Consider the following 19,602-nt stretch of genomic DNA (forward strand, 5'->3'; position numbering starts at 1 on the left):
ACTGAGCGCCGCCGGGGCTCCCGGTGTCACTGTCACGTCACCGAACTCGTTCGTTCGGGTGTCACGATCCGTCAGATCAGGCGAAGTTGCTGGTCGCGGGGCCGTCGTGGGGTCAGGTCGCCGAGCTGTTCCAGCAGTCCCGCATCGACCGCGTGGAGGAACGGCGTCGGCCGGCAGTCCCGCTCGCTGCCGTAGCGGACCCGCCGCGCCGCGTGGCTCAGGTAGAGCCGCCGCTGCGCCCGGGTCAGCCCGACGAAGAACAGCCGGCGCTCCTCGGCGACCTCCGCCTCGGTCGGCGCGGTGCCGGGGAAACGCAGCGGCAGCAGCCCGTCCTCGCACCCGGCCAGGAACACCACCGGGAACTCCAGGCCCTTGGCCGCGTGCAGGGTGAGCAGGGTGACCGCCTCCGCGCGCGGGTCCAGCGCGTCGACCTCCGCGCCGGTGGCGACCTCGCCCAGGAAACGCTGCAGGTCCTGCCCGCAGCGCAGGGCGAGGGGCGTGAGCAGGTCCACCGCGGCCCACACCTCGTCCGGCTCGGGTGAGCCGCCGCCCAGCGCGGGCCGTTCGATGAGCACCTTCGCGGTCAGCTTCAGCCGGGCCGCGACGGAGCCGGTCAGCCCAGTGGCCAGGCGCAGCTCGGCCAGCAGCGTGTTCACCCCGGCCCGGCTGCGCAGCCGGTCGTGCGAGCGCTTCTGCACCGGCACGCCCGCCCGCGACAGCGCGTCCACGATCGCGGCGGCCTGCGCGTCGGTGCGGTAGAGCACCGCGATGTCGTTGAACGACACCGTCGTGCCGGTCACCCCGCGCACGTCGGCCTTCGTCCGGTGGGACACGCCGCCGACCAGCTCGTCGACCTTGCGGGCGATGAACGCGGCTTCGTCGGCGGGGCTGCTCGCGGCGTACTGCCCGATCAGCGCCGCCTCCGGGTCGACCCTCGCCGGGTCGAGGCGGCGGCCGGGCACCAGCGAGCTGGGCGCGATCGCCTGCACCGCGGCGGCCAGGATCGGCGCGGACGAGCGGTAGTTGCGGGTCAGCCGTACGACGCGGGCGTCCACAAAGTCGCGGGAGAACTGCAGGAAGAACGAGACGTCCGCGCCGCGGAACGAGTAGATCGCCTGGTCCGGGTCGCCGATCGCGCACAGGTTGCCGTCGCTGGGCACCAGCAGCCGCAGCAGCGCGTACTGGTCGGGGTCGACGTCCTGGTACTCGTCGACGAACACCCACGGCCAGCGCGAGCGCAGCTTGTCCTGCAGCGACGGCTGCGCCTTCAGCAGCGCCACCAGGCGCGGGATCAGCTCGTCGAGCAGCACACCCTCGCCGCCCGGCTCGTCCGCGACGACCAGGTCGGGCTCCTGCTCGCGCAGCAGCGACAGGGCCAGCGAGTGGAAGGTGGAGACGGTGACGTCCTCGGCGACCGGGCCGAGCAGCCCGCGCAGCCGGTGCCGCAGCTCCTCGGCGGCCCGCCGGGTGAACGTGATGGCCAGGCAGTCCTCGGGGTAGACGTTCATCTCCGCGCACAGGTATGCCAGCCGGTGGGTCAGCGTACGGGTCTTGCCCGTGCCTGGACCGGCGACGATCAGCAGCGGCCCGCCCGGCGCGGACGCGGCCACGCGCTGCATCGCGTCGAGCCGGTCCAGCAGCCCGGTGCCGACCTCCTCCATCCCGGCCAGCATCGGCTCGAACGGCTCGTGCGGCGAGGGCTCCGGCGGCAGCGGCGGAGCGGAGACGGGCTTGGTCCGGCGTACCGCCGGCTTGCTCGCGGCCTGCTTGGGCGCACGAGCCTTGCGCGGCGCGGGTGTCACCGGCGCGACGGGCAGGTCGAACAGGGTGTCGGCGGTGTCCTGCGGGCGCAGCTCGCCCGGCTCGAACAGCCGGATCACGCCGTACTCGCCGTCGTAGCCGGGCACCCGGTGCACCCGCCCGGCGCGCAGCCGCCGCAGCGCCTCGCCGAGCAGCTCACCGCCCGCGGCCGTGACCTCGTCCAGCGGCGCTTCCATGAGGATGGACAGCTCCGAACCCAGCGCCGCGACCAGCCCGTTCACCCGTCCTTCGACGGTGCGGGTCTTCGGGCCGACGCCCTCCAGCTCGCCGACGATCTCCGGCAGCTGCACCAGGTGGGTGACCGGGCGGGCGTTCGGCGCGGGCGTGCCGTCGGGCCGGTCGGCCAGCGCCTCGACCCGGGCCAGTACCCCGATGGTCAGCGGCCGCTCGCACACCGGGCAGATGCCGCCGGTCGCGCGGGACTCGGCCGGGGTCCAGTTGACGCCGCAGTCGCGGTGCCCGTCCCCGTGGTACTTGCCCTCCTCGGGGAAGAACTCGATCGTCCCGGCCAGTCCGGGCGCGCCCGCCAGCGCCGCCTTCAGCGCGAAGTAGTCCAGCGCGCAGTCGAACCGGGTCGCCTCCCGGGCCAGGGCCTGCGGCGAGTGCGCGTCCGAGTTCGAGACCAGGGTGTATCGGTCGAGACTGGACACCCGGTGGTTCATCGCCGGGTCGCTGGACAGGCCGGTCTCCACCGCGGTGATGTGCTCGGCGAGGTCGGCGTAGCAGTCGGCGATCGCGTCGAAGCCCGACTTGCTGCCCAGCGCGGAGAACCACGGCGTCCAGATGTGCGCGGGCACCAGGTACGCGTCCGGGCTGGCCTCCAGGGTGATCTCCAGCAGGTCGCGGGAGTCCAGGCCCAGGATCGGGCGGCCGTCGCTGGCCAGGTTGCCGACCCGGCCCAGCCGGTCGCGGAAGCGCTGCGCGGCGTCGAGGTCCGGCAGGTAGATCAGATGGTGCACCTTGCGGGTGCGGTCGCCCCGCTTGTAGATCGTGGAGATCTCGGAGCTGAGCATGAAGCGGGCCGGCTCCCCCGCCGCCAGGCGCGCGGGCAGCCGCTGCGCGACGTCCCGCTCGACCTCCGGCGACAGCCGGAACAGACCGGGCTCGGCCTCGCGCAGCTGCTCGCGCAGGTGCTCGAACCAGGCGGGGTGGGTGACGTCGCCGGTGCCGAGCAGGGCCACGCCCTTGCGCCGTGCCCACCATGCCAACGTGGGCAGGTCGAGGTCCTTGCTGCACGCACGCGAGTACCGCGAGTGGATATGCAGATCAGCAGTCCAGACGGGGGGCACGCAGCATCCTGACACGCCCGGCCCGTCCGGCGGCACCCGCCACGCGCGTCAGTGAGAGTTGTTACCTACATCGCGCGCAGTTCGACCAATGTGATATCCGGCGGCGCGCCGACCCGCACCGGCGGGCCCCAGAAACCGGCGCCGTTGGTGACGTACACCTGCGTGCCGTCGACCTCGCCGAGGCCCGAGATGACCGGCTGCTGCAGGGCCGCGATCAGGTTGAACGGGACCATCTGGCCGCCGTGCGTGTGCCCCGACAGCTGCAGGTCCACGCCGTGCTTCGCCGCCTCGAACGCCTGGATCGGCTGGTGCGCCAGCAGCACCACGGGCTTGCCCGGGTCCCGGCCGTCCAGCGCCTTGCCGAAGTCGGGCCCGCCCTCGCCGAGGTCGCCGCCGCTGACGTCGTTGACGCCGGCCAGGGTCAGCCCGCGGATGTCCAGCCGCTCGTTCTGCAGCGGCCGCATGCCCAGGCGCTCGACCTCGACGAGCCACTCCTCGGCCCCCGAGAAGTACTCGTGGTTGCCGGTGACGAAGTACGCGCCGTCGCGCGAGCGCAGCTCGGCCAGCGGCGCGGCCTCGTCGCCCAGCTCGGCGACGGTGCCGTCGACCATGTCGCCCGCGACGGCGATCAGATCGGCGTTCATGCCGTTGATCGAGCGGACGATGCGGCGGCTGTGCTCGATGCCGGTCAGCGGGCCCAGGTGGATGTCGCTGACCAGGGCGATCTTGTAACCGTCCATGCTGCGGGGGAGCTTCGCCAGCGGGATCTGCACCCGCTTGAGCACCGGGTCGCCGAGCGCGGTCTTGACGCCGTACGCGGTGATGCCGGTCGCGGTCAGCCCGGCGAAGATCGCCGCACTGCGCGCGATGAGCAGCCGTCGGCTCGGGTCGGCCGGCCCGCCGCGCGTCGGCTCGGCGCTTGATCCACCGACTTGCCCGGCACCCGTGGCGTTCGGGGTCTCGCTTTCGTCCACCTGCCCGGCAGGTCCGGTGATCTCGGCCGCCGCGGGCAGGCCGGGCTCGGCGAGCAGGGTCTGCGACCCGCCCGACCCGGTGCCGGGCGCCGCGGCGGGGACGGTCGCGGCGACGGAGTCGGCCGTGACCGGGGTTCGGGCGGCGGGGCGGCGGGCCCAGGTGCGGTTGGCGATCACGCGGGGGATCTCCAGCACCAGCAGCGTGACCATCAGGTAGAACAGGACGGCCAGCCACATGTAGCCGACCATCGGGATGACCCAGGACGCCTTCGCGCCGATCGCCCGCGGCACGATGAACGCGGCCAGCAGCGCCACCGCCAGCGCGATGATCGCCACGGCGCCGATCCGGCGGCCGCGTTTCGTCGTGGTCGTGTCCTTGACCAGGCGTTTGTACAGGTACCAGTGGATCGGGCCGACGACGATCAGCACGATGCTGAAGAACATCAGCGCTTGCAGCACCACGGGGGTTTTCCTTTCAGCCGCCGGCGAAGGGCGGGAGCACGTCCACGGTCGCGCCGGACGGAAGCGGCGCACGGCGGTCGTGCCAGGCTAGCCCGTCAACCAGAAAGCTGGCTGAAAGCAGCACCCGGCTCAGGGCGTCCCCGTGCGCCGCGCCGAGTTCCTTGATCAGCTGTGTCAGGTCCTGCCCGGCGGGCAGCTGCTCCTCGGTGACCCCGGCGGCAGCACGCGCTCCGGCGAAGTAGCGGATCGTCAGCACAGTCATCCTCCGATAGCGGACATCGGGCGCTCCGGCTGGAGGAACGACGGATCGTCGATGCCGTGGCCGGGCAGCTTGCCCCACATCGCCTCGCGCCAGCGCGCGGCGATGTCCTCATCATCGGCCCCACCGCGCAGCAGTCCGCGCAGATCGGTCTCCCCGGTCGCGAACAGGCAGTTGCGCACCTGGCCGTCGGCGGTGAGCCGGGTCCGGTCGCAGTCGCCGCAGAACGGCCGGGTCACCGAGCCGATCACGCCGACCTTCGCCGGGCCGCCGTTCACCAGCCAGGTCTCCGCCGGGGCGCCGGCCCGCTCGGCCGGGTCGGGGCTGAGGTCGAACTCGGCCTCCAGCGACGCCAGGATCTCCGCGGCGGTGATCATCTGCTCACGGCTCCAGCCGTGCTGGGCGTCGAGCGGCATCTGCTCGATGAAGCGCAGCTCGTAGCCGTGTGCCAGGGCGAAGCGCAGCAGTGCCGGCCCCTCGTCGTCGTTGATCCCGCGCAGCAGCACCGTGTTGAGCTTCACCGGGGTCAGCCCGGCCGCGGCGGCCGCGGACAGCCCGTCGATCACCTCGTCGAAGCGGCGGCGCAGCGCGATCGCGGCGAACCGCTCGGGGTCGATGGTGTCCAGCGAGACGTTGACCCGGTCCAGCCCGGCGTCGCGCAGTGGCACGGCCAGCCGGGCCAGCCCGATGCCGTTGGTGGTGACGGACAGCTTCGGGCGCGGGGTCAGCGCGGCGCTGCCCGCGACGATGCCGACGATGCCGGGGCGCAGCAGCGGTTCGCCGCCGGTGAAGCGCACCTCCTCGACGCCCAGCCGGGTCACCGCGACGGTGATCAGCCGCAGCACCTCGTCGTCGGTGAGGATCTCCTGCTTGGGCAGCCAGGGCAGCCCTTCCGGGGGCATACAGTACGAACAGCGCAGATTGCAGCGGTCCGTCAGAGAGACCCGCAGATCCACAGCACGGCGTCCGTACCGGTCGATCAGGCCAGCCTGGGCAGAGGTCACCCCACGAACCTATCGCGTCGCAATCAGAATGCGCGGCCCAGCGCCACCTGGCAGGATCGCCGCCGTGTTGCTGACCCTCTCGACCACGCACTCGCCGGCCACCGACCTCGGCTTCCTCCTCGTCAAACATCCCGACCGCGTGCACAGCTTCGAGCTGAGCCACGGCACGGCCACCGTGCTCTACCCGGAGGCGAGCGAGCAGCGGTGCACCGCCGCGCTGCTGCTGGAGATCGATCCGCAGCGGCTGGCCGACACCCGGGCCGACGGGCAGCAGCTCAACCAGTACGTCAACGACCGCCCGTACGCCGCGTCCAGCCTGCTGGCCGCCGCGCTGAACCGGGTCTTCCGCACCGCGGCGCGGGGTGTCTCCAAGGACCGGCCCGAGCTGGCCGCGAGCGCGATCCCGCTGTCGATCCGGGTCCCGTCGCTGCGTGCCAAGGGCGGGTTGAAGCTGGCCGAGCGGCTGTTCGGCCCGCTGGGCTGGACCGTGCGCGGCGACGTGCTGCCGTTGGACCCCGCATTCCCGGAGTGGGGCGACAGCCGGTACGTCGACCTGACGCTCGACGGTGAGCTGCGCCTCGCCGACGCACTCAACCACCTCTACGTGCTGCTGCCGGTGCTCGACGACGCCAAGCACTACTGGGTGGCGCCCGACGAGATCGAGAAGCTGCTGCGGGCCGGGGAGGGCTGGCTGGCCGGGCACCCGGAGCGCCCGCTGATCATCCGGCGCTACCTGGCGCACAGCCGCGCCCTGGCCGCCCAGGCCGACGCGGCGCTCGCGCCGCTGGAGGAGGCGCCCGCCGACGATTCCGTCGCCGAGGGTCCGGTGATCGAGAAGACCAAGCCCTTGAACGTACGCCGGCGCGCGGCCGTGCTTGCCGCGCTGGCCGAGACCGGGGCGACCCGCGTCCTCGACCTGGGCTGCGGCGGGGGTGCCCTGCTGGGCGACCTGATCCGGGAGAAGCGGTACACCGAGATCGTCGGGGCGGACGTGTCGCCGAAGGTGCTGGAGATCGCCGAGCGGCGGCTGCGGCTGCACCGGCTGCCCGACCGGCAGCGGGCCCGGATCAAGCTGATCCAGTCCGCGCTGACCTACGTCGACGAGCGGCTGCGCGGCTACGACGCCGCGGTGCTGATGGAGGTCATCGAGCACCTCGACCTGCCCCGGCTGCCCGCGCTGTGCGCCGCGGTGTTCGGCGACGCCAAGCCCGGCGCGGTCGTGGTGACCACGCCGAACGTCGAGTACAACGTGCGCTACGAGACGCTGCCCGAGGGCGGCCACCGCCACGACGACCACCGCTTCGAGTGGACGCGAGCCGAGTTCACGGCCTGGTGCGACCAGGTCGCCGCCGAGTACGGCTACACGTACACGCTGCGTGGCGTCGGCGACGAGGACCCGGAGGTCGGCCCGCCGACCCAGCTCGCCCTGTTCACGAAGACCGGCACTGTCACCGAGGAGGTGCCCGCATGAGCGAGCGCAGCGAGGAGAAGGGCCGGACCACCACGGTCGCGCTGCCTGAGCTGGCCCTGGTCGTGCTCGTCGGGATCTCCGGGTCCGGCAAGTCGACCTTCGCCCGGGAGCACTTCCTGCCGACCCAGGTGCTGTCCAGCGACGCCTTCCGCGGGCTGCTCGCCGACGACGAGAACGACCAGGCCGCCACCAAGGATGCCTTCGAGGTGCTGCACCTGGTCGCGGGCAAGCGCCTGGCGGCAGGGCGGCTCACCGTCGTCGACGCGACCAACGTGCAGTCGCACGCCCGCGCCGCGCTGGTCGAGGTGGCCAAGGCCCATGACGTGCTGCCCGTCGCCGTGGTCATCGACACCCCGGAGGCGGTCTGCTGGGAGCGCACGCAGGCCCGGCCCGACCGCGTGTTCGGCCGGGAGGTGCTCCGCCGCCAGCACCGCGACCTGCGGCACTCGCTGAACAAACTGGCCCGCGAGGGCTTCCGCAAGGTGTACGTGGTCAAAGACCCCGCCGACGTCGAGCTGCGCTACGAGAAGCTGTTCAACGACCGCGCCGAGCTGACCGGTCCCTTCGACCTGGTCGGTGACGTGCACGGCTGCCGGGCCGAGCTGGAGCAGCTGCTCACCGCGCTCGGCTGGGAGCTGACCCGGGACGAGACCGGCCGGGCCGTGGACGCGAGCCACCCGCAGGGGCGTACCGCGGTGTTCGTCGGCGACCTGGTGGACCGTGGCCCGGACTCCCCCGGCGTGCTGCGCCTGGTCATGAACATGATCGCCGGTGGCCGGGCGCTGTGCGTGTCCGGCAACCACGAGAACAAGCTGCTGCGCCACCTGCGCGGGCGCAAGGTGCAGCTCACACACGGCCTCGCCGAGACCGTCGCGCAGCTGGAGACCGACCCGGTCGACGGGCTGGCCTCCTTCCTGGACGGGCTGATCAGCCACTACGTGCTCGACGGCGGCCGGCTGGTGGTCGCGCACGCGGGCCTCAAGGAGGCCTACCACGGCCGGGCCTCCGGCCGGGTGCGCTCCTTCGCCATGTACGGCGACACCACCGGCGAGACCGACGAGTTCGGACTGCCCGTGCGCTACCCGTGGGCGCAGGAGTACCGAGGCCGCGCCATGGTCGTCTACGGGCACACGCCGACGGTCACGCCCGAGTGGGTCAACAACACCATCTGCCTCGACACCGGCTGCGTGTTCGGCGGCAAGCTCACCGCGCTGCGCTACCCGGAGCGGGAGCTGGTCGAGGTCGACGCGGAGCGGGAGCACTACGCGCCCGCCCGGCCGCTGCACCCTGCCGCACCGCCCGACCGGGCCGCGGGCGCGCTGCGGCTGTCCGAGGTCACCGGCCGCCGCCACGTGCAGACCCTGCACGGCACCGTCACCGTGCCCGCCGAGCACAGCGCGGCGGCGCTGGAGGTGATGAGCCGGTTCGCGGTCGACCCGCGCTGGCTGCTGTGGCTGCCGCCGACCATGGCGCCGTCGTCGACGTCGGCCGTGGACGGATACCTGGAGCATCCCGCCGAGGCGCTGGCCGACCTGCGGCACGCGGGCGTGCCCCGGGTGATCTGCGAGGAGAAGCACATGGGCTCCCGCGCGGTGGTCCTGGTCTGCAAGGACGCGTCGGTGGCGGCCAAGCGCTTCGTCGACGACGGCAGCACCGGTGTGATCTACACGCGCACCGGGCGGGCCTTCTTCGACCCGGAGCGCACCGAGCTGCTGCTGGCCAAGGTGCGCGACGCGGTGACCGCGGCGGGGCTGTGGGCCGAGCTGGACACCGACTGGCTGCTGCTCGACTGCGAGCTGCTGCCCTGGTCGGCCAAGGCGCAGACGCTGATCCACCAGTACGCCGCCGTCGGCGCGTCCGGCCGGGCCGTGCTGCCCGCGGCCCTGGACGTGCTGTCGGCGGCTGCGGCGCGCGGGCTCGACACGGCCGCCCAGCGGGAGCGGCTCGCCGGGTCGCTGCGCGACGTGCAGGCGTTCACCGACGCCTACCGCCGTTACGTCGCCCCGACCGATGGGATCGCCGGGATCACGCTGGCCCCGTTCGCGGTGCTGGCCGCGCAGGGCAAGGCGTATGCCGACGCCGACCACGGCTGGCACCTGTCCGTCGCGGACCGGCTGGTCGCCGCCGACCCGGTCACCTTCACCCCGACCCGCCGCCTGGTCCTCGACCTGCCACCCCGGCCGGCCCCGGCGGACCGGACCACCGCGCCCGACCCGTCCACCGCCGACCCGTCCACCGCGGACGCGTCCACTGCCGACCCGGCCGTCGCGACCGGGGCGGCGGTCGCCGACGCGGCCTTCGCGGACGCGGTGGCGCGGGCGACGGACTGGTGGCTGGAGCTGACCGGCTCCGGCGGCGAGGGCATGGTGGTCAAGCCGTACGCGGGCCTGTCCGTGCGCGGCGCGAAGGGCCTCGTCCAGCCCGGGGTGAAGTGCCGCGGCCGCGAGTACCTGCGGATCATCTACGGCCCGTCGTACACCGAGCCCGCGCAGCTGGCCCGGCTCCGTCAGCGCAAGCTCGGCCGCAAGCGCGCCCTCGCCCTGCGCGAGCACGGCCTGGGCCTGGCCGCCCTCGACACGGTCGGCCGCGACGGCCCCCTCTGGCGGGTCCACGAACTCGTCTTCGCCATCCTCGCCAGCGAATCCGAACCCACCGACCCGCGCCTGTAGCGCGTGTCATTTCGGGGAAACTGCTGCTTCGGCAGAGAACGAAGCAGCAGTTTCCCCGAAACTGTCGCTACGTCAGGCGGTCAGGTGAAGGCAGGCCGACGTGGTGTCGCGGACGCCGGGGGCGAAGGCCGCGCCGAACAGGGCGGTGTGCAGCAGGTACATGGAGAGCTGGTGCAGCGGGACGCGGTCGGTCCAGCCCGCGGCGGGCGGCCAGGCTTCGGCGTACGCGGCGAGGATCCGGTCCGCGAACGGCGCGCCGCCCCACAGCCGCAGGTAGGCCAGGTCGGTCTCGCGGTGGCCGCCGTGCGCCGCCGGGTCGACCACCCGGCACCGGCCGTCCGCACCCCAGAGCAGGTTGCCGCTCCACAGGTCGCCGTGGATGCGGGCCGGCGGCTCGTCGCCGCCGACGCGGTCGAGACCGGCCAGGACGCGTTCGACGCGGGCCGTGTCGGCCGGCTCCAGCGCGCCCCGGTCCACCGACAGCCGCAGGTACGCGGCCAGCCTGCGCTCGCCGTACCACTCGTGCCAGGGGCCGGGGTGCGGCGTGTTGTCCATCGGGGCGGAGCCGTGGAACCCGGGCCAGGGTGCGCCGAACGCGGTGGCCCCGGCACGGTGCAGCCCGGCCAGCGCCCGGCCGAACTCCTCGGCCGCCGCGGCCGACGGCTGCCCGTGCTCGATCCATGCCATGCCGAGCAGGTCCGGGGTGTCGACCAGCACCTCGGGCACCGCGACCGTGCCGGTCTCGGCGAGCCAGCGCAGGCCGTTGGCCTCGGCGGCGAAGAAGCCGTCCGGTGCCCGCCCCCCCGCCTCGGGCCACGACTTGGTGAAGATCGACTCGCCGTCGTCGAAGGTCAGCCTGCTGGTGTGGCAGATCGAGCCGCCGTCGACGGGCGTCTCCCGGATCCGCTGATGGTGCAGGAAGGTCGGCAGCAGGTGCGGATGCGCGCGCAGGTAGGCCAGGTCCACGGTCCCATTCTGAGCCGTCGGCCGCGTGCCGCTTCGCGGGCGTGCCGTTCGCCGCCCGATCGCGCTGACGACCACGATTTCCGGGAAAAGGAGGCCTACCTTGCGGGCCAGGGACCGACGCTTCCAGGCGGTATGGCCTGGTCGAGCGCCTCGCCGAGCAGGTGCGCCAGGGTGTACGCCGGGTCGGCAAGCAGCGCCCGCCGCAACGCCGCGCCGGCCAGCATCCCGTTGCCGGACCGCCACGCGCACCAGGCCAGCAGGCTGGCGATCGGGGCCAGCAGCGCGGGCTCGCCGCGCCGGGTCAGGTCCAACCAGAGGTCGAGCTGCCAGGGCTCGATGTCGGTCAGCTGCCAGGCATGATCCCGGCAGCGCAGGTCGAGCAGGAGCACGGTGAGCCAGGCAGCCTGGTCGTCATCGAGCCGCCCACCCGCCTCGGCGACGCGCAGCGCATGCTCGACCGCCGCCCTCCCGGCGCGCACCAGCCTGTCGTCGGCCGCGTCCCCGCCGGAACCGCCTGCCCTGCTGGAACCACCCGACCCGCCGGAACCGTCGCGGCGGGGCTCGGCGGCGCCGTCGCGCACCAGCGCGTCGAGACGTTCCTCGGCGCGGTCCACGGCCTGCGCCATCGCGATCGCGGCCGGCCCGCCGACGGGCTCGACCAGATGTTCGACCGCGGCCCGGTCGGGCTGCGCGACCAGTCCCTGATACGTGGCGATCGCGGCCGCGGCGGTCCGGCTGAGGTCGAACGGGGCCCCCTCGGGCGGCGTGCAGTCGTCGCACTGCAGGCAGTGGTAGCGGTCGCCGGCATGCAGCAGCACCTCGCGCACGTGGTAGCCCCGGGCGTCGAGGGCGTTCGCCACTTCGCGCGTCGTGTCGGCAGCCGCCGGGTCGGGCCCGTAGCCGACGAGCAGCACCGAGGTGATCGCGGCTCGTCCTCCCCGACCCGCCGCGGTCAGCAGCCGGCCGAGCCGGCGCGCCGTCTCGGCGTGGGGGTGCCCGAGGTCGGCGCGGGCGACGACGCCGATCCGCCGGTCCGTCAGGCCGAGCACGACCACGCTGTCCGCCGGGTGGAAGCCGAGCAGGTAGGGCACGTAGCCGAGCAGGTCCGCGCGCTCGGTGAGGGTGTAGGTCGGGGAGTCGGTCGTCATGTGCGGGAGCCTCCCCGGCGCAGCGCGACGAGGACAGCGATGATCGCTAACCTGTGGATGACACGCCGGTTCATCCACAGGGCGGGGAGCGAGCAGATGATCTCGTACGCGGCGATGGTGCTGGCCGGGGGTGCTGCCCGCCGGATGGGCGGGGTCGCCAAACCGCTGTTGCCCGTCGGTGGGGTGCCGATGCTGCGCCGGGTGCTCGCGGCGGTCGCCGAGGCGAGCCCGCTGGTGGTCGTCGGCCCGCCTGAGCTGGCCGCCGAGTTGCCGCCCGGAGCCGTGCTGACCCGCGAGGACCCGCCCGGCGGGGGGCCGGTCGCGGCCGTCGCCGCCGGTGCGGCGGGTCTGCCGGAGACCGGCGACACCGGCCGGGTGCTGGTGGTCGCCGCGGATCTCCCCTTCCTGACCCGGGACGCGGTGGCGGCGCTGCTCGCGGTGGACGCGGATGTGGTGATGTTCACCGACGCGGACGGCCGCCGGCAGCACCTGTGCGCGGCGTGGCGGCTGGGCGCGCTGCGCGCCGCCCTGCCCGCGCGGCCGCACGGGGCTCCGATGCGGGTGCTGCTGGCGCAGGTCGACGTGGCCGAGGTGCCGTGGGCGGGCAGTGGGCCCGCGCCGTGGTATGACTGCGACACCCCGGACGAGCTGCGGCAGGCGGAGGCCGTGGACGAGCGGGCCGGTCCGGCGCGCGATCCTGGGCGAGCCGACCACCTGGATGCGCCGTCGTGAGGACGACGAGCGCGGCGAGGAGGAGTCATGGGCGTGGACCTGCATGAGTTCACCGAGGCGGCCTGCGTTGAGCTTGGCGTGCCCCGCACGGACGTGGACGTGACGATGGTGTTGGACCTGGCCCGGGAGGTGGCGCACCACGCGGTGCGGCCCGGTGCGCCCGTCGGCGCGTACCTGCTGGGGCTGGCGGTCGGGCGCGGTGGCGACCCGCAGGAGCTGGCGGCTCGCCTGACCGGCCTGGCCCACCGCCTCGCCGCAGCCGATCCGGACTGACGCCGCCGACCGCGGCTGCCGGGTGTGCCGAGGCGGTCAGGCCGTACGGGGGTGCCGACGCGGACAGGTCGCGCAAGGATGTGGAGGGTCGAAAGGCCGACTACGCGAATGCGCTTCCGGTCGGTAGTGTCTCGGTGACAGAGGACCCAGGTTTGTCCGACGGCGTGCCGGGATGAGCCAGGTTCGACGAGGAGGCGCACCCATGTCGGAACTGTCGAACCCTGGCCTGGCGGAGGCCGGGCTGCTCGACGAACCCACCACTGCGGACCTGCATGCCAAGGTCGCCGAGGCGTGGCGGGAGTTCGCCAGATCGCTGGCCGCGGCCCTGCCGACGCTACCGGTCGGCAGCGAACTGGAACTGGCTCTGGACCCGACCGCGTCGGGCACCGGCTCCGCCGTGTACGGCGTGAGCGTGGAGTGCCTGGAGGACGGGTCGCTGCAGGCGCGGGCGGTCAGCAACGCGAACCTGCCGGACGGGTTCCGGCTGGAGCGGCCCGCGATCGCGGCGATGGTCGCGCTGGGCTGGTCGCCGCCCGGCGTGATGGCCGGGTCGCGGGAGAACTTCGGCATGACCGGAGCGGGCGAAGGGCTCGCGAACGTGATCACGCGGACGCTGCGCGACGTGTACGGCGCCCCGCACCCCGCGTTCCTGGTCTACGAGGCGCACGACCGCGAGGAGGAGCCGGTCGCCATCGAGCCGCTGGGCACCGCGCGGCACGAGTCGACGGTGGACGCGTTCCTGCCCTCGATCGACTCGCTCGACGCCAGTGGGCTGGAGCTGGGCGACCGGGTGCGCATCGTGGTCTCCGCGATGCTCAAGTCCGACCCGGACGAGCTGCAGGTGGACGGCGACGGTGACATCGGCATCCGGGCCGGTTCGGCCATGGTGTTCGTACGCGTCCGCGAGAACCCGCCGCTGATCGACGTGTTCTCGCCGGTGCTGACCGACATCGAGCCGACCGAGAAGCTGTTCGTGAAGCTGTCCGAGCTGACCAACCGCATGCCGATCGGCCGCCTCTACTGCACCGCCGGCACGGTCTGGGCCTCGATCCCGGTGTTCGGTCGCGACTTCCAGGCCAGCCATCTGGCCCTGGCGATCCAGGTGATGACGGGTCTGGCCGACGAGCTGGACGACCGCCTGCACGGCGAGTTCGGCGGCAAGCGCTTCTTCGGCGAGGGCGACAAGCCCGCCGGCAACATCCCCGAAGCCCGCATCGGCCAGTACCTCTGACCAGCCTGATCTGACGATCCTGGGCGGACCGCGGGGGTGACCCGCGATCCGCCCAGGATCGTCGTGCTTCGGAGCGCCCGGGTCAGAGGGCGACCCGGGCCAGTTCGGCGGTGCCGGACAGGGTGGTGGCCACGGCCGCGGTGTCCGACACGACCCAGAGCGTGTCGTCGATGACGAGGCTGCGGCGCGGGTAGCCGCCGGGATTCACCTCGCCGGCCTTCTCCAGCGAGCCGGAGCCCACCCGGAACAGCAGGGCGCCGGTGCGCTCCTGCTTGTCGTACGCGGCGTACGGGACCACGAGCAGCCCGGTCGCCGGCCAGTAGAGGAACGCGTGCGGGTCGTACTCCGCCTCGCTCCAGCCGTGTGGGATCTTCTCCTGGTCGAGCCGCTTCGGGTCCGCGCCGCCGACGTCGAACAGCGACACCTGCAGCCCGGTCACCCGGCCCTGGCCGGTCGCGTCCTGGCCCACCCCGATGAGCCGGCCGTCGGCGACGGGGTGCAGGTAGCTGCTGTATCCCGGGATCTTCAGCTCCCCGGCGAGCACCGGGCGGGCCGGGTCGCGCAGGTCGATCGCGTAGAGCGGGTCGGTCTGGCGGAACGTGACCACGTATCCGGTGGAGCCGAGGAAGCGCACGGCGTAGATCCGCTCCCCCTTGCCCAGGCCGCCGAGCTTGCCCAGCGGCTGGAGCTGCCCGCCGTTGCGGCGCAGCGTGTACACCGCGGACTCGCTGGTCTGCTCCCGCGGCCGCTGCCACTGCTGGCCGGTGGTGGTGGCCACCCGCAGCACGCCGTCGTGCTCGCTCAGCGAGTACTGGTTGAGCAGCCAGCCCGGCACGCTCCCGGAGGCGGCGAAGACCGGGCGCGGTCCGGAGACGTCGAACAGGTACAGCTCGGTGCGGTCCCTCGCCTGCTCGCCCTTCCAGCCCTCGTCGTGGGCGAGGTACAGGCGGCCGCCGGTGCCGTACACGGTGCGGGCGTCGGCGAGCACCGCGGCCGGCAGGCCGTCGCCCAGCGCCGCGCGGTTCAGGTCGAAGCTGAGCACCGTCACCAGCGAGGTCCCGCTGAACTCGGCCGGCCTGCTGACCTGCCCGCAGTCGAGCCGCCCGCCGGTCCCGTCGGCGGTGTACGCGGGCAGCCACCGCTCCAGCGGCGTGCTGTCGATGACCTTCTGGTTGGCGGCGATGCGGTCCGCCTCGGTCCCCTTCTCCAGCCAGGTGAAGTCGATCATCGGGTGGGAGGTCACCACCACGCGGGCGGTGCCGTCGGCGAGCCGGGCGTCGGTCAGCTGGGCGCCGATCTCGTACTGGCCGGTGAATCGGGGCTCGCCGGTCAGCTCGACCAGCCGGAGCCGGGTCGACGACGGCCCGCCGCGCATGGGCATCCGGGCGTCCGCGATGCCGCCGTAGGTCATCCCCTGCGTGGCGGTGAGCACGAGCGCGCGATCACCTTGCAGGAAGAGCTGGTGCATGCCGTAGCCGAGGTGCAGCGACCCGGTCGCCCGGCGGCTCGTCGCGTCGATGACCCGCAGCGTGTCGCCGAGCACGGTCACGATGCGCCGGCCGTCGGTCTTCACGATGTCCGGCTCGTCGACTCCCGCCTCGTGCGTGTTGGTGCCGGAGTAGGACTTGGCGGCGCCGTCCCCACCCGTCCGCGCGGCGTCCCCTGTGGCCGGCCGGGCGGACTGCTCGCGCATCCCCCAGCTGCTGCCGGGCAGGCCCCAGGAGGTCACCACGCGCTTGGCCGCCTCGCGCACCGACGCCAGCAGGTCGTCGCAGGAGTCGTACGACACCAGGCGCAGTTGCGGCGCGGGTCCAGGAACGGGGCGGTCCGCGATCGCGCCGCCGCCGGCCGTGCAGCCGGCCAGGGACAACGTGGTGAGCAGGCAGAGCACGCTTCGTCTCATGCCCGTCTTCGACGCAGGCATCGAGCGGTCGGCTCCCGTCTGGGGCGAAGCAGCACCGTCCGGCCCGCCCGGACGAGGTCAGTCGACCAGGCGGGACAGGACGATCATGCTCCGGGTGCTGGTGATGAAGGGCTCCGCGCGGAGCCGTTCCAGCGCCTGCTCCAGGTGGGAGATGTCGGCCGCGCGCAGGTGCACCAGCGCGTCGGCCTCGCCGGAGACGGTGTACGCCCCGACCACCTCGGGGTGGCGGCGGGTGGCCTGAGTGATCTGCGCGGGCGTGGTGCGCCCGGTGCAGAACAGCTCGACGAAGGCCTCCGTGCCGCCACCCACCGCCGCCGGGTCCACCACGGCGGTGAAGCCCTTGATCACCCCGCCGGAGCGCAGCCGGTCCACCCGTCGCTTGACGGCGGGCGCTGACAGCGACACCACCATGCCGATCTCGGCATACGTGGTGCGCGCGTCGCTCAGGAGCGCGGAGATAATTCGCTGGTCAACGTCGTCCAACTGCACTACCCGAGGGTAGCGAGGTCGCTGATCAGCACGTTCGACAGGATGGGGCCGTCCTTCTCGACCTTGCGCAGGTACCACTTCTGCTGCGGGGAACGCTGCTGGTTGAACTGCCAGTTGCCGCGGGGGCTGATCACCTGGCCGACGTTCGACAGCAGCGTGTTGACCTTCGGCGCGCTGAGCGTGCCGTCGCCGGCCAGCGTCAGCGCCTGGTCGAGCACCGCCGCGGCGTCGTACGCGGCGACCGCGAACGCCGTGGGGGAGCGCTGGAACTTGGCCTGGAACAAGGACGAGAAAGTGTGGTTGGCCAGGTTGTTGAGGTCGGCCGAGTAGTGCATCGCGGTGAAGAGCCCGCGGGCGCCGTCGGTGAGCTCGTCGAGCGCGCCGCCCTCGGCGATCGAGCCGGGGGCGTAGAGCTCGACGTCACGGCCCGGCTTGAGCCCGGCCTGGCTGAGTGCGTCCATGAACTTGACGATGTGCGAGCTCGGCAGATTGCAGAAGATCGCCGCGGGGTGCTTCTCCGCGATCTGCCCCGCGTACTGCGCGTAGTCGCCGGTGGTCGGCTTGATGCCGCTCTTCACCGTGATGACGTCCTGCGAGCCGCTGCCGTAGACGCTGGTGAAGCCGAGCATCAGCTCCGCGCCGGCCGTTCCGGGCACGGTGATGAGGCTGACCCTTTCGCTGCCGTTGCCGAGGCGGCGGCGCAGGTAGTGCGCGATGGCGAGAGCCGGCTCGTCGGTGAGGTAGGAGGTGCGCCAGATGTACGGGGCGCTGGGCATCTCGGCCGGCGAGGCGTGCGCGGCCAGCAGCGGCACCTTCGCCTCCTCGACCCGGTCGCGGATGAAGGGCAGCAGATCCGGGTTGGCGACGCCGACCACGGCGAGCACCTGGGCCTTGTACAGGTTCTCCAGTGCCGCGGCACCCGACTTGGTGCTCTCGCCCTCGTCCTCCACCTCGATGCGCACCGTGCGGCCGCCGAGCTTGCCGTCGTGCAGGTCGAGGTAGAGCTTGAAGCCCAGCTCCAGGTCGGCGCCGACCTCCTTGTTCGCTCCGGTGGCGGGGACGAGGAGACCGATGCTGACGCCGCTGCGCTCGCTGGGCGTGCCAGCGCTCGAGCAGCCCGCGAGGCCGCCGGTCACGCCCGCAACGCCGACGCCGGTCAGCAGACCGAGCAGTCTGCGACGGTCAAGGCCGTCCAATGTGTCCTCCAGAGTGACATTCGGCCGGACGCGCGTACCGGTGGCACGGCCGTTGGGGGGTGACGCCAAAGCTGTGGGCGCGCGGTCTTATGACCCACTGTGGCGTTCTACCGTGTCCCGGCACTCCCGTCAATGATCAACATAGGCCTGTGTCTCGGGATCTAGGATGGGTGGGTTCGACGCTGAGGAGGTCGCGGTGAGCCAGCAGCATCCCGAGGAGAAGAGTGTCGTGGTCGTCGGTCCGGACGGACAACCCATCGGCACGGTCGAGGTCAACCCTGACGGCGCCACCGGGCGCGAGGAGGATCCAAGCCACCTCATCGAGCAACCAGCCAAGGTCATGCGTATCGGCAGCATGATCAAACAGCTGCTGGAGGAGGTACGCGCAGCACCGCTCGACGAAGCCGGCCGCCAGCGCCTGGTGGAGATACACCGGCGCTCGATCGTCGAGTTGGAGGACGGACTCTCCCCCGAGCTGCGTGACGAGCTGGAGCGCATCTCCGTCGACTTCACCGAGGGCGCGACTCCGTCGGAGTCCGAGCTGCGCATCGCGCAGGCGCAGCTGGTCGGCTGGCTGGAGGGCCTCTTCCACGGCATCCAGGCGGCCCTGGTGGCCCAGCAGATGGCCGCCCGCATGCAGCTCGAGCACATGCGCAACATGCCCGCCCTGCCGCCCGGCACCCACGCCGAGCCCGGCAAGTCCACCAGCACCGGTCAGTACCTCTGACCCCACCGGCCACACCCGGCCGGCCGTATGTCGCGAATCTTGAAGACCTGCGCCTTCGCCATCCGTCGAAAGGCGCGACCCTTCAAGATTCGCGGCCGGAACCGGCCGGGACCCGGCCGGTGGGGTCAGGCCGTGCGTTTGAGGAGATCGTCGAGGTAGACGGCGACACCGTCACGGTCGTTGGAGAGGGTGACCTCGTCGGCCAGGGCCAGCACCTCCGGGTGGGCGTTGGCCACGGCCACCCGGTGGCCGGCCCACTCGAACATCGGGATGTCGTTCGGCATGTCGCCGAAGACCAGCACGTCGGCGGGGTCGATGCCCAGTTCGGCGGCGACCACGGCCAGCCCGGTCGCCTTGTCGACGCCGGGCGGGGTCACCTCCACCCAGCCCAGGCCGGAGTGGGTGAACGCGGCCACCTCGGGCGCGACCAGACTCCGTGCCGTACGCAGCAGCGTGTCGGCGTCCGTGTCGTCGGTCTTCACGAACGCCTTGATCACGTCGTAGCAGAGTGATTCCTCGCGCGGCCGGAACTTCAGGTCGTCCGGGTACGGCCAGTCGTCGACGGCGTCGCCCCACAGCGGCGCCCGCTGCGCGTCCAGCACCTCGACCAGCAGCTTCACCGGCCCGAGCCGGTTCTCCAGCGCCTCGACCAGCCCGGCGACGACCGGTCCGGGCAGCCGCGCGTCGCGCAGCACCCGCGGCGCGGACGGATCGCGCAGGTCCAGCACCCGCCCGCCGCCGCCCAGCACCAGCAGGTCCGCGTGCGGCAGGTCGATCCGGCTCAGCTCCTCCAGCCGAGGGCCGCGGCCGGTGGCGCCCACGATGGGCACCCCGGCCGCGCGCACCCGGTCGAAGACGGCGTGGGTGAACCCGCTGACGGTCTCGTCCGACCGGACGACGGTGCCGTCCAGGTCGGTGGCGACCAGCTTCGGCAGCCCGCGCGGCCGCAGCCCGTCGCTGCGCAACC

16 protein-coding genes are annotated in these 19,602 nt (G+C 72.9%); 6 read left to right on the top strand and 10 right to left on the bottom strand.

Going from position 1 to position 19,602, the window contains the following annotated elements:
- Window positions 1-71: 71 nt before the first annotated feature.
- From F9C41_RS21925 to moaA, 4 genes are all read right to left on the bottom strand, one after another.
- Complete coding sequence (locus tag F9C41_RS21925) at window positions 72-3,110, bottom strand: UvrD-helicase domain-containing protein (protein ID WP_230689855.1); 3,039 nt, start codon at window positions 3,108-3,110, stop codon at window positions 72-74.
- A gap of 65 nt (window positions 3,111-3,175) precedes the next feature.
- Window positions 3,176-4,528, bottom strand: coding sequence for a metallophosphoesterase (locus tag F9C41_RS21930; protein ID WP_155388811.1), 1,353 nt, complete (start codon window positions 4,526-4,528; stop codon window positions 3,176-3,178).
- A 31-nt stretch (window positions 4,529-4,559) separates the two neighbouring features.
- Window positions 4,560-4,808 (bottom strand): MoaD/ThiS family protein, encoded by a 249-nt coding sequence (locus F9C41_RS21935; protein WP_120317671.1) that lies wholly within the window; start codon window positions 4,806-4,808, stop codon window positions 4,560-4,562.
- Window positions 4,805-5,785: a GTP 3',8-cyclase MoaA gene (gene moaA / locus F9C41_RS21940; protein ID WP_230689889.1), complete on the bottom strand. Its 981-nt coding sequence runs from the start codon at window positions 5,783-5,785 to the stop codon at window positions 4,805-4,807. The genes F9C41_RS21935 and moaA overlap by 4 nt, the downstream gene beginning before the upstream one ends.
- A gap of 88 nt (window positions 5,786-5,873) precedes the next feature.
- On the opposite strand from moaA, the gene F9C41_RS21945 reads away from it, so the two are divergent.
- Window positions 5,874-7,280 carry a 3' terminal RNA ribose 2'-O-methyltransferase Hen1 gene (locus tag F9C41_RS21945; RefSeq protein ID WP_155388704.1) on the top strand — a complete coding sequence of 469 codons (1,407 nt, stop codon included), beginning with the start codon at window positions 5,874-5,876 and terminating at the stop codon, window positions 7,278-7,280.
- Complete coding sequence (locus tag F9C41_RS21950; RefSeq protein ID WP_155388705.1) at window positions 7,277-9,949, top strand: polynucleotide kinase-phosphatase; 2,673 nt, start codon at window positions 7,277-7,279, stop codon at window positions 9,947-9,949. Before F9C41_RS21945 ends, F9C41_RS21950 begins: the two co-directional genes overlap by 4 nt.
- Window positions 9,950-10,021: 72 nt before the next feature.
- Here F9C41_RS21950 and F9C41_RS21955 read toward each other — a convergent pair whose 3' ends face one another.
- Entirely contained in the window at window positions 10,022-10,915 is an 894-nt protein-coding gene (locus F9C41_RS21955; protein ID WP_155388706.1) for a fructosamine kinase family protein, read from the bottom strand.
- A gap of 95 nt (window positions 10,916-11,010) precedes the next feature.
- Entirely contained in the window at window positions 11,011-12,063 is a 1,053-nt protein-coding gene (locus tag F9C41_RS21960; protein ID WP_155388707.1) for a DUF4192 domain-containing protein, read from the bottom strand.
- Window positions 12,064-12,177: 114 nt separating this feature from the next.
- Between F9C41_RS21960 and mobA the strand changes: the two genes are divergently transcribed.
- From mobA to F9C41_RS21975, 3 genes are all read left to right on the top strand, one after another.
- Window positions 12,178-12,795, top strand: a complete 618-nt coding sequence (gene mobA / locus F9C41_RS21965; RefSeq protein ID WP_155388812.1) for a molybdenum cofactor guanylyltransferase — start codon at window positions 12,178-12,180, stop codon at window positions 12,793-12,795.
- 27 nt (window positions 12,796-12,822) lie between these two features.
- Window positions 12,823-13,068: a DUF6457 domain-containing protein gene (locus F9C41_RS21970; RefSeq protein ID WP_155388708.1), complete on the top strand. Its 246-nt coding sequence runs from the start codon at window positions 12,823-12,825 to the stop codon at window positions 13,066-13,068.
- A gap of 202 nt (window positions 13,069-13,270) precedes the next feature.
- The gene (locus F9C41_RS21975) at window positions 13,271-14,299 is read left to right on the top strand and encodes a T3SS (YopN, CesT) and YbjN peptide-binding chaperone 1 (protein ID WP_155388709.1); all 1,029 of its coding nucleotides are present in this window, start codon (window positions 13,271-13,273) and stop codon (window positions 14,297-14,299) included.
- A gap of 82 nt (window positions 14,300-14,381) precedes the next feature.
- Here the strand turns inward: F9C41_RS21975 and F9C41_RS21980 are convergent, their stop codons facing one another.
- The 3 genes from F9C41_RS21980 to F9C41_RS21990 form a co-directional block, all read right to left on the bottom strand.
- Complete coding sequence (locus F9C41_RS21980) at window positions 14,382-16,202, bottom strand: beta-propeller domain-containing protein (RefSeq protein ID WP_230689856.1); 1,821 nt, start codon at window positions 16,200-16,202, stop codon at window positions 14,382-14,384.
- Window positions 16,203-16,280: 78 nt separating this feature from the next.
- The gene (locus F9C41_RS21985) at window positions 16,281-16,712 is read right to left on the bottom strand and encodes an Lrp/AsnC family transcriptional regulator (protein WP_120317676.1); all 432 of its coding nucleotides are present in this window, start codon (window positions 16,710-16,712) and stop codon (window positions 16,281-16,283) included.
- Entirely contained in the window at window positions 16,712-17,908 is a 1,197-nt protein-coding gene (locus F9C41_RS21990; RefSeq protein WP_196279886.1) for an ABC transporter substrate-binding protein, read from the bottom strand. Before F9C41_RS21990 ends, F9C41_RS21985 begins: the two co-directional genes overlap by 1 nt.
- Window positions 17,909-18,104: 196 nt before the next feature.
- Between F9C41_RS21990 and F9C41_RS21995 the strand changes: the two genes are divergently transcribed.
- Complete coding sequence (locus F9C41_RS21995) at window positions 18,105-18,635, top strand: bacterial proteasome activator family protein (protein ID WP_407924721.1); 531 nt, start codon at window positions 18,105-18,107, stop codon at window positions 18,633-18,635.
- Between the two features lie 125 nt (window positions 18,636-18,760).
- On the opposite strand, the gene F9C41_RS22000 is transcribed toward F9C41_RS21995, so the two are convergent.
- A complete protein-coding gene (locus tag F9C41_RS22000) occupies window positions 18,761-19,585 on the bottom strand; it encodes an HAD family hydrolase (RefSeq protein ID WP_155388814.1) in 825 nt (274 codons plus the stop codon).
- Window positions 19,586-19,602: the final 17 nt, after the last annotated feature.

It is taken from the genome of Catellatospora paridis, from assembly GCF_009720365.1.
Classification (GTDB): Bacteria; Actinomycetota; Actinomycetes; order Mycobacteriales; family Micromonosporaceae; genus Catellatospora; species Catellatospora paridis.

Coding starts and splice junctions, on each gene's coding strand:
- F9C41_RS21970 (WP_155388708.1), top strand. CDS start 12,823: ATGGGCGTGGACCTGCATGAGTTCACCGAGGCGGCCTGCGTTGAGCTT.
- F9C41_RS21960 (WP_155388707.1), bottom strand. CDS start 12,063: ATGACGACCGACTCCCCGACCTACACCCTCACCGAGCGCGCGGACCTG.
- F9C41_RS21980 (WP_230689856.1), bottom strand. CDS start 16,202: ATGAGACGAAGCGTGCTCTGCCTGCTCACCACGTTGTCCCTGGCCGGC.
- F9C41_RS21935 (WP_120317671.1), bottom strand. CDS start 4,808: ATGACTGTGCTGACGATCCGCTACTTCGCCGGAGCGCGTGCTGCCGCC.
- mobA (WP_155388812.1), top strand. CDS start 12,178: ATGGTGCTGGCCGGGGGTGCTGCCCGCCGGATGGGCGGGGTCGCCAAA.
- F9C41_RS21950 (WP_155388705.1), top strand. CDS start 7,277: ATGAGCGAGCGCAGCGAGGAGAAGGGCCGGACCACCACGGTCGCGCTG.
- F9C41_RS21975 (WP_155388709.1), top strand. CDS start 13,271: ATGTCGGAACTGTCGAACCCTGGCCTGGCGGAGGCCGGGCTGCTCGAC.
- F9C41_RS21930 (WP_155388811.1), bottom strand. CDS start 4,528: ATGTTCTTCAGCATCGTGCTGATCGTCGTCGGCCCGATCCACTGGTAC.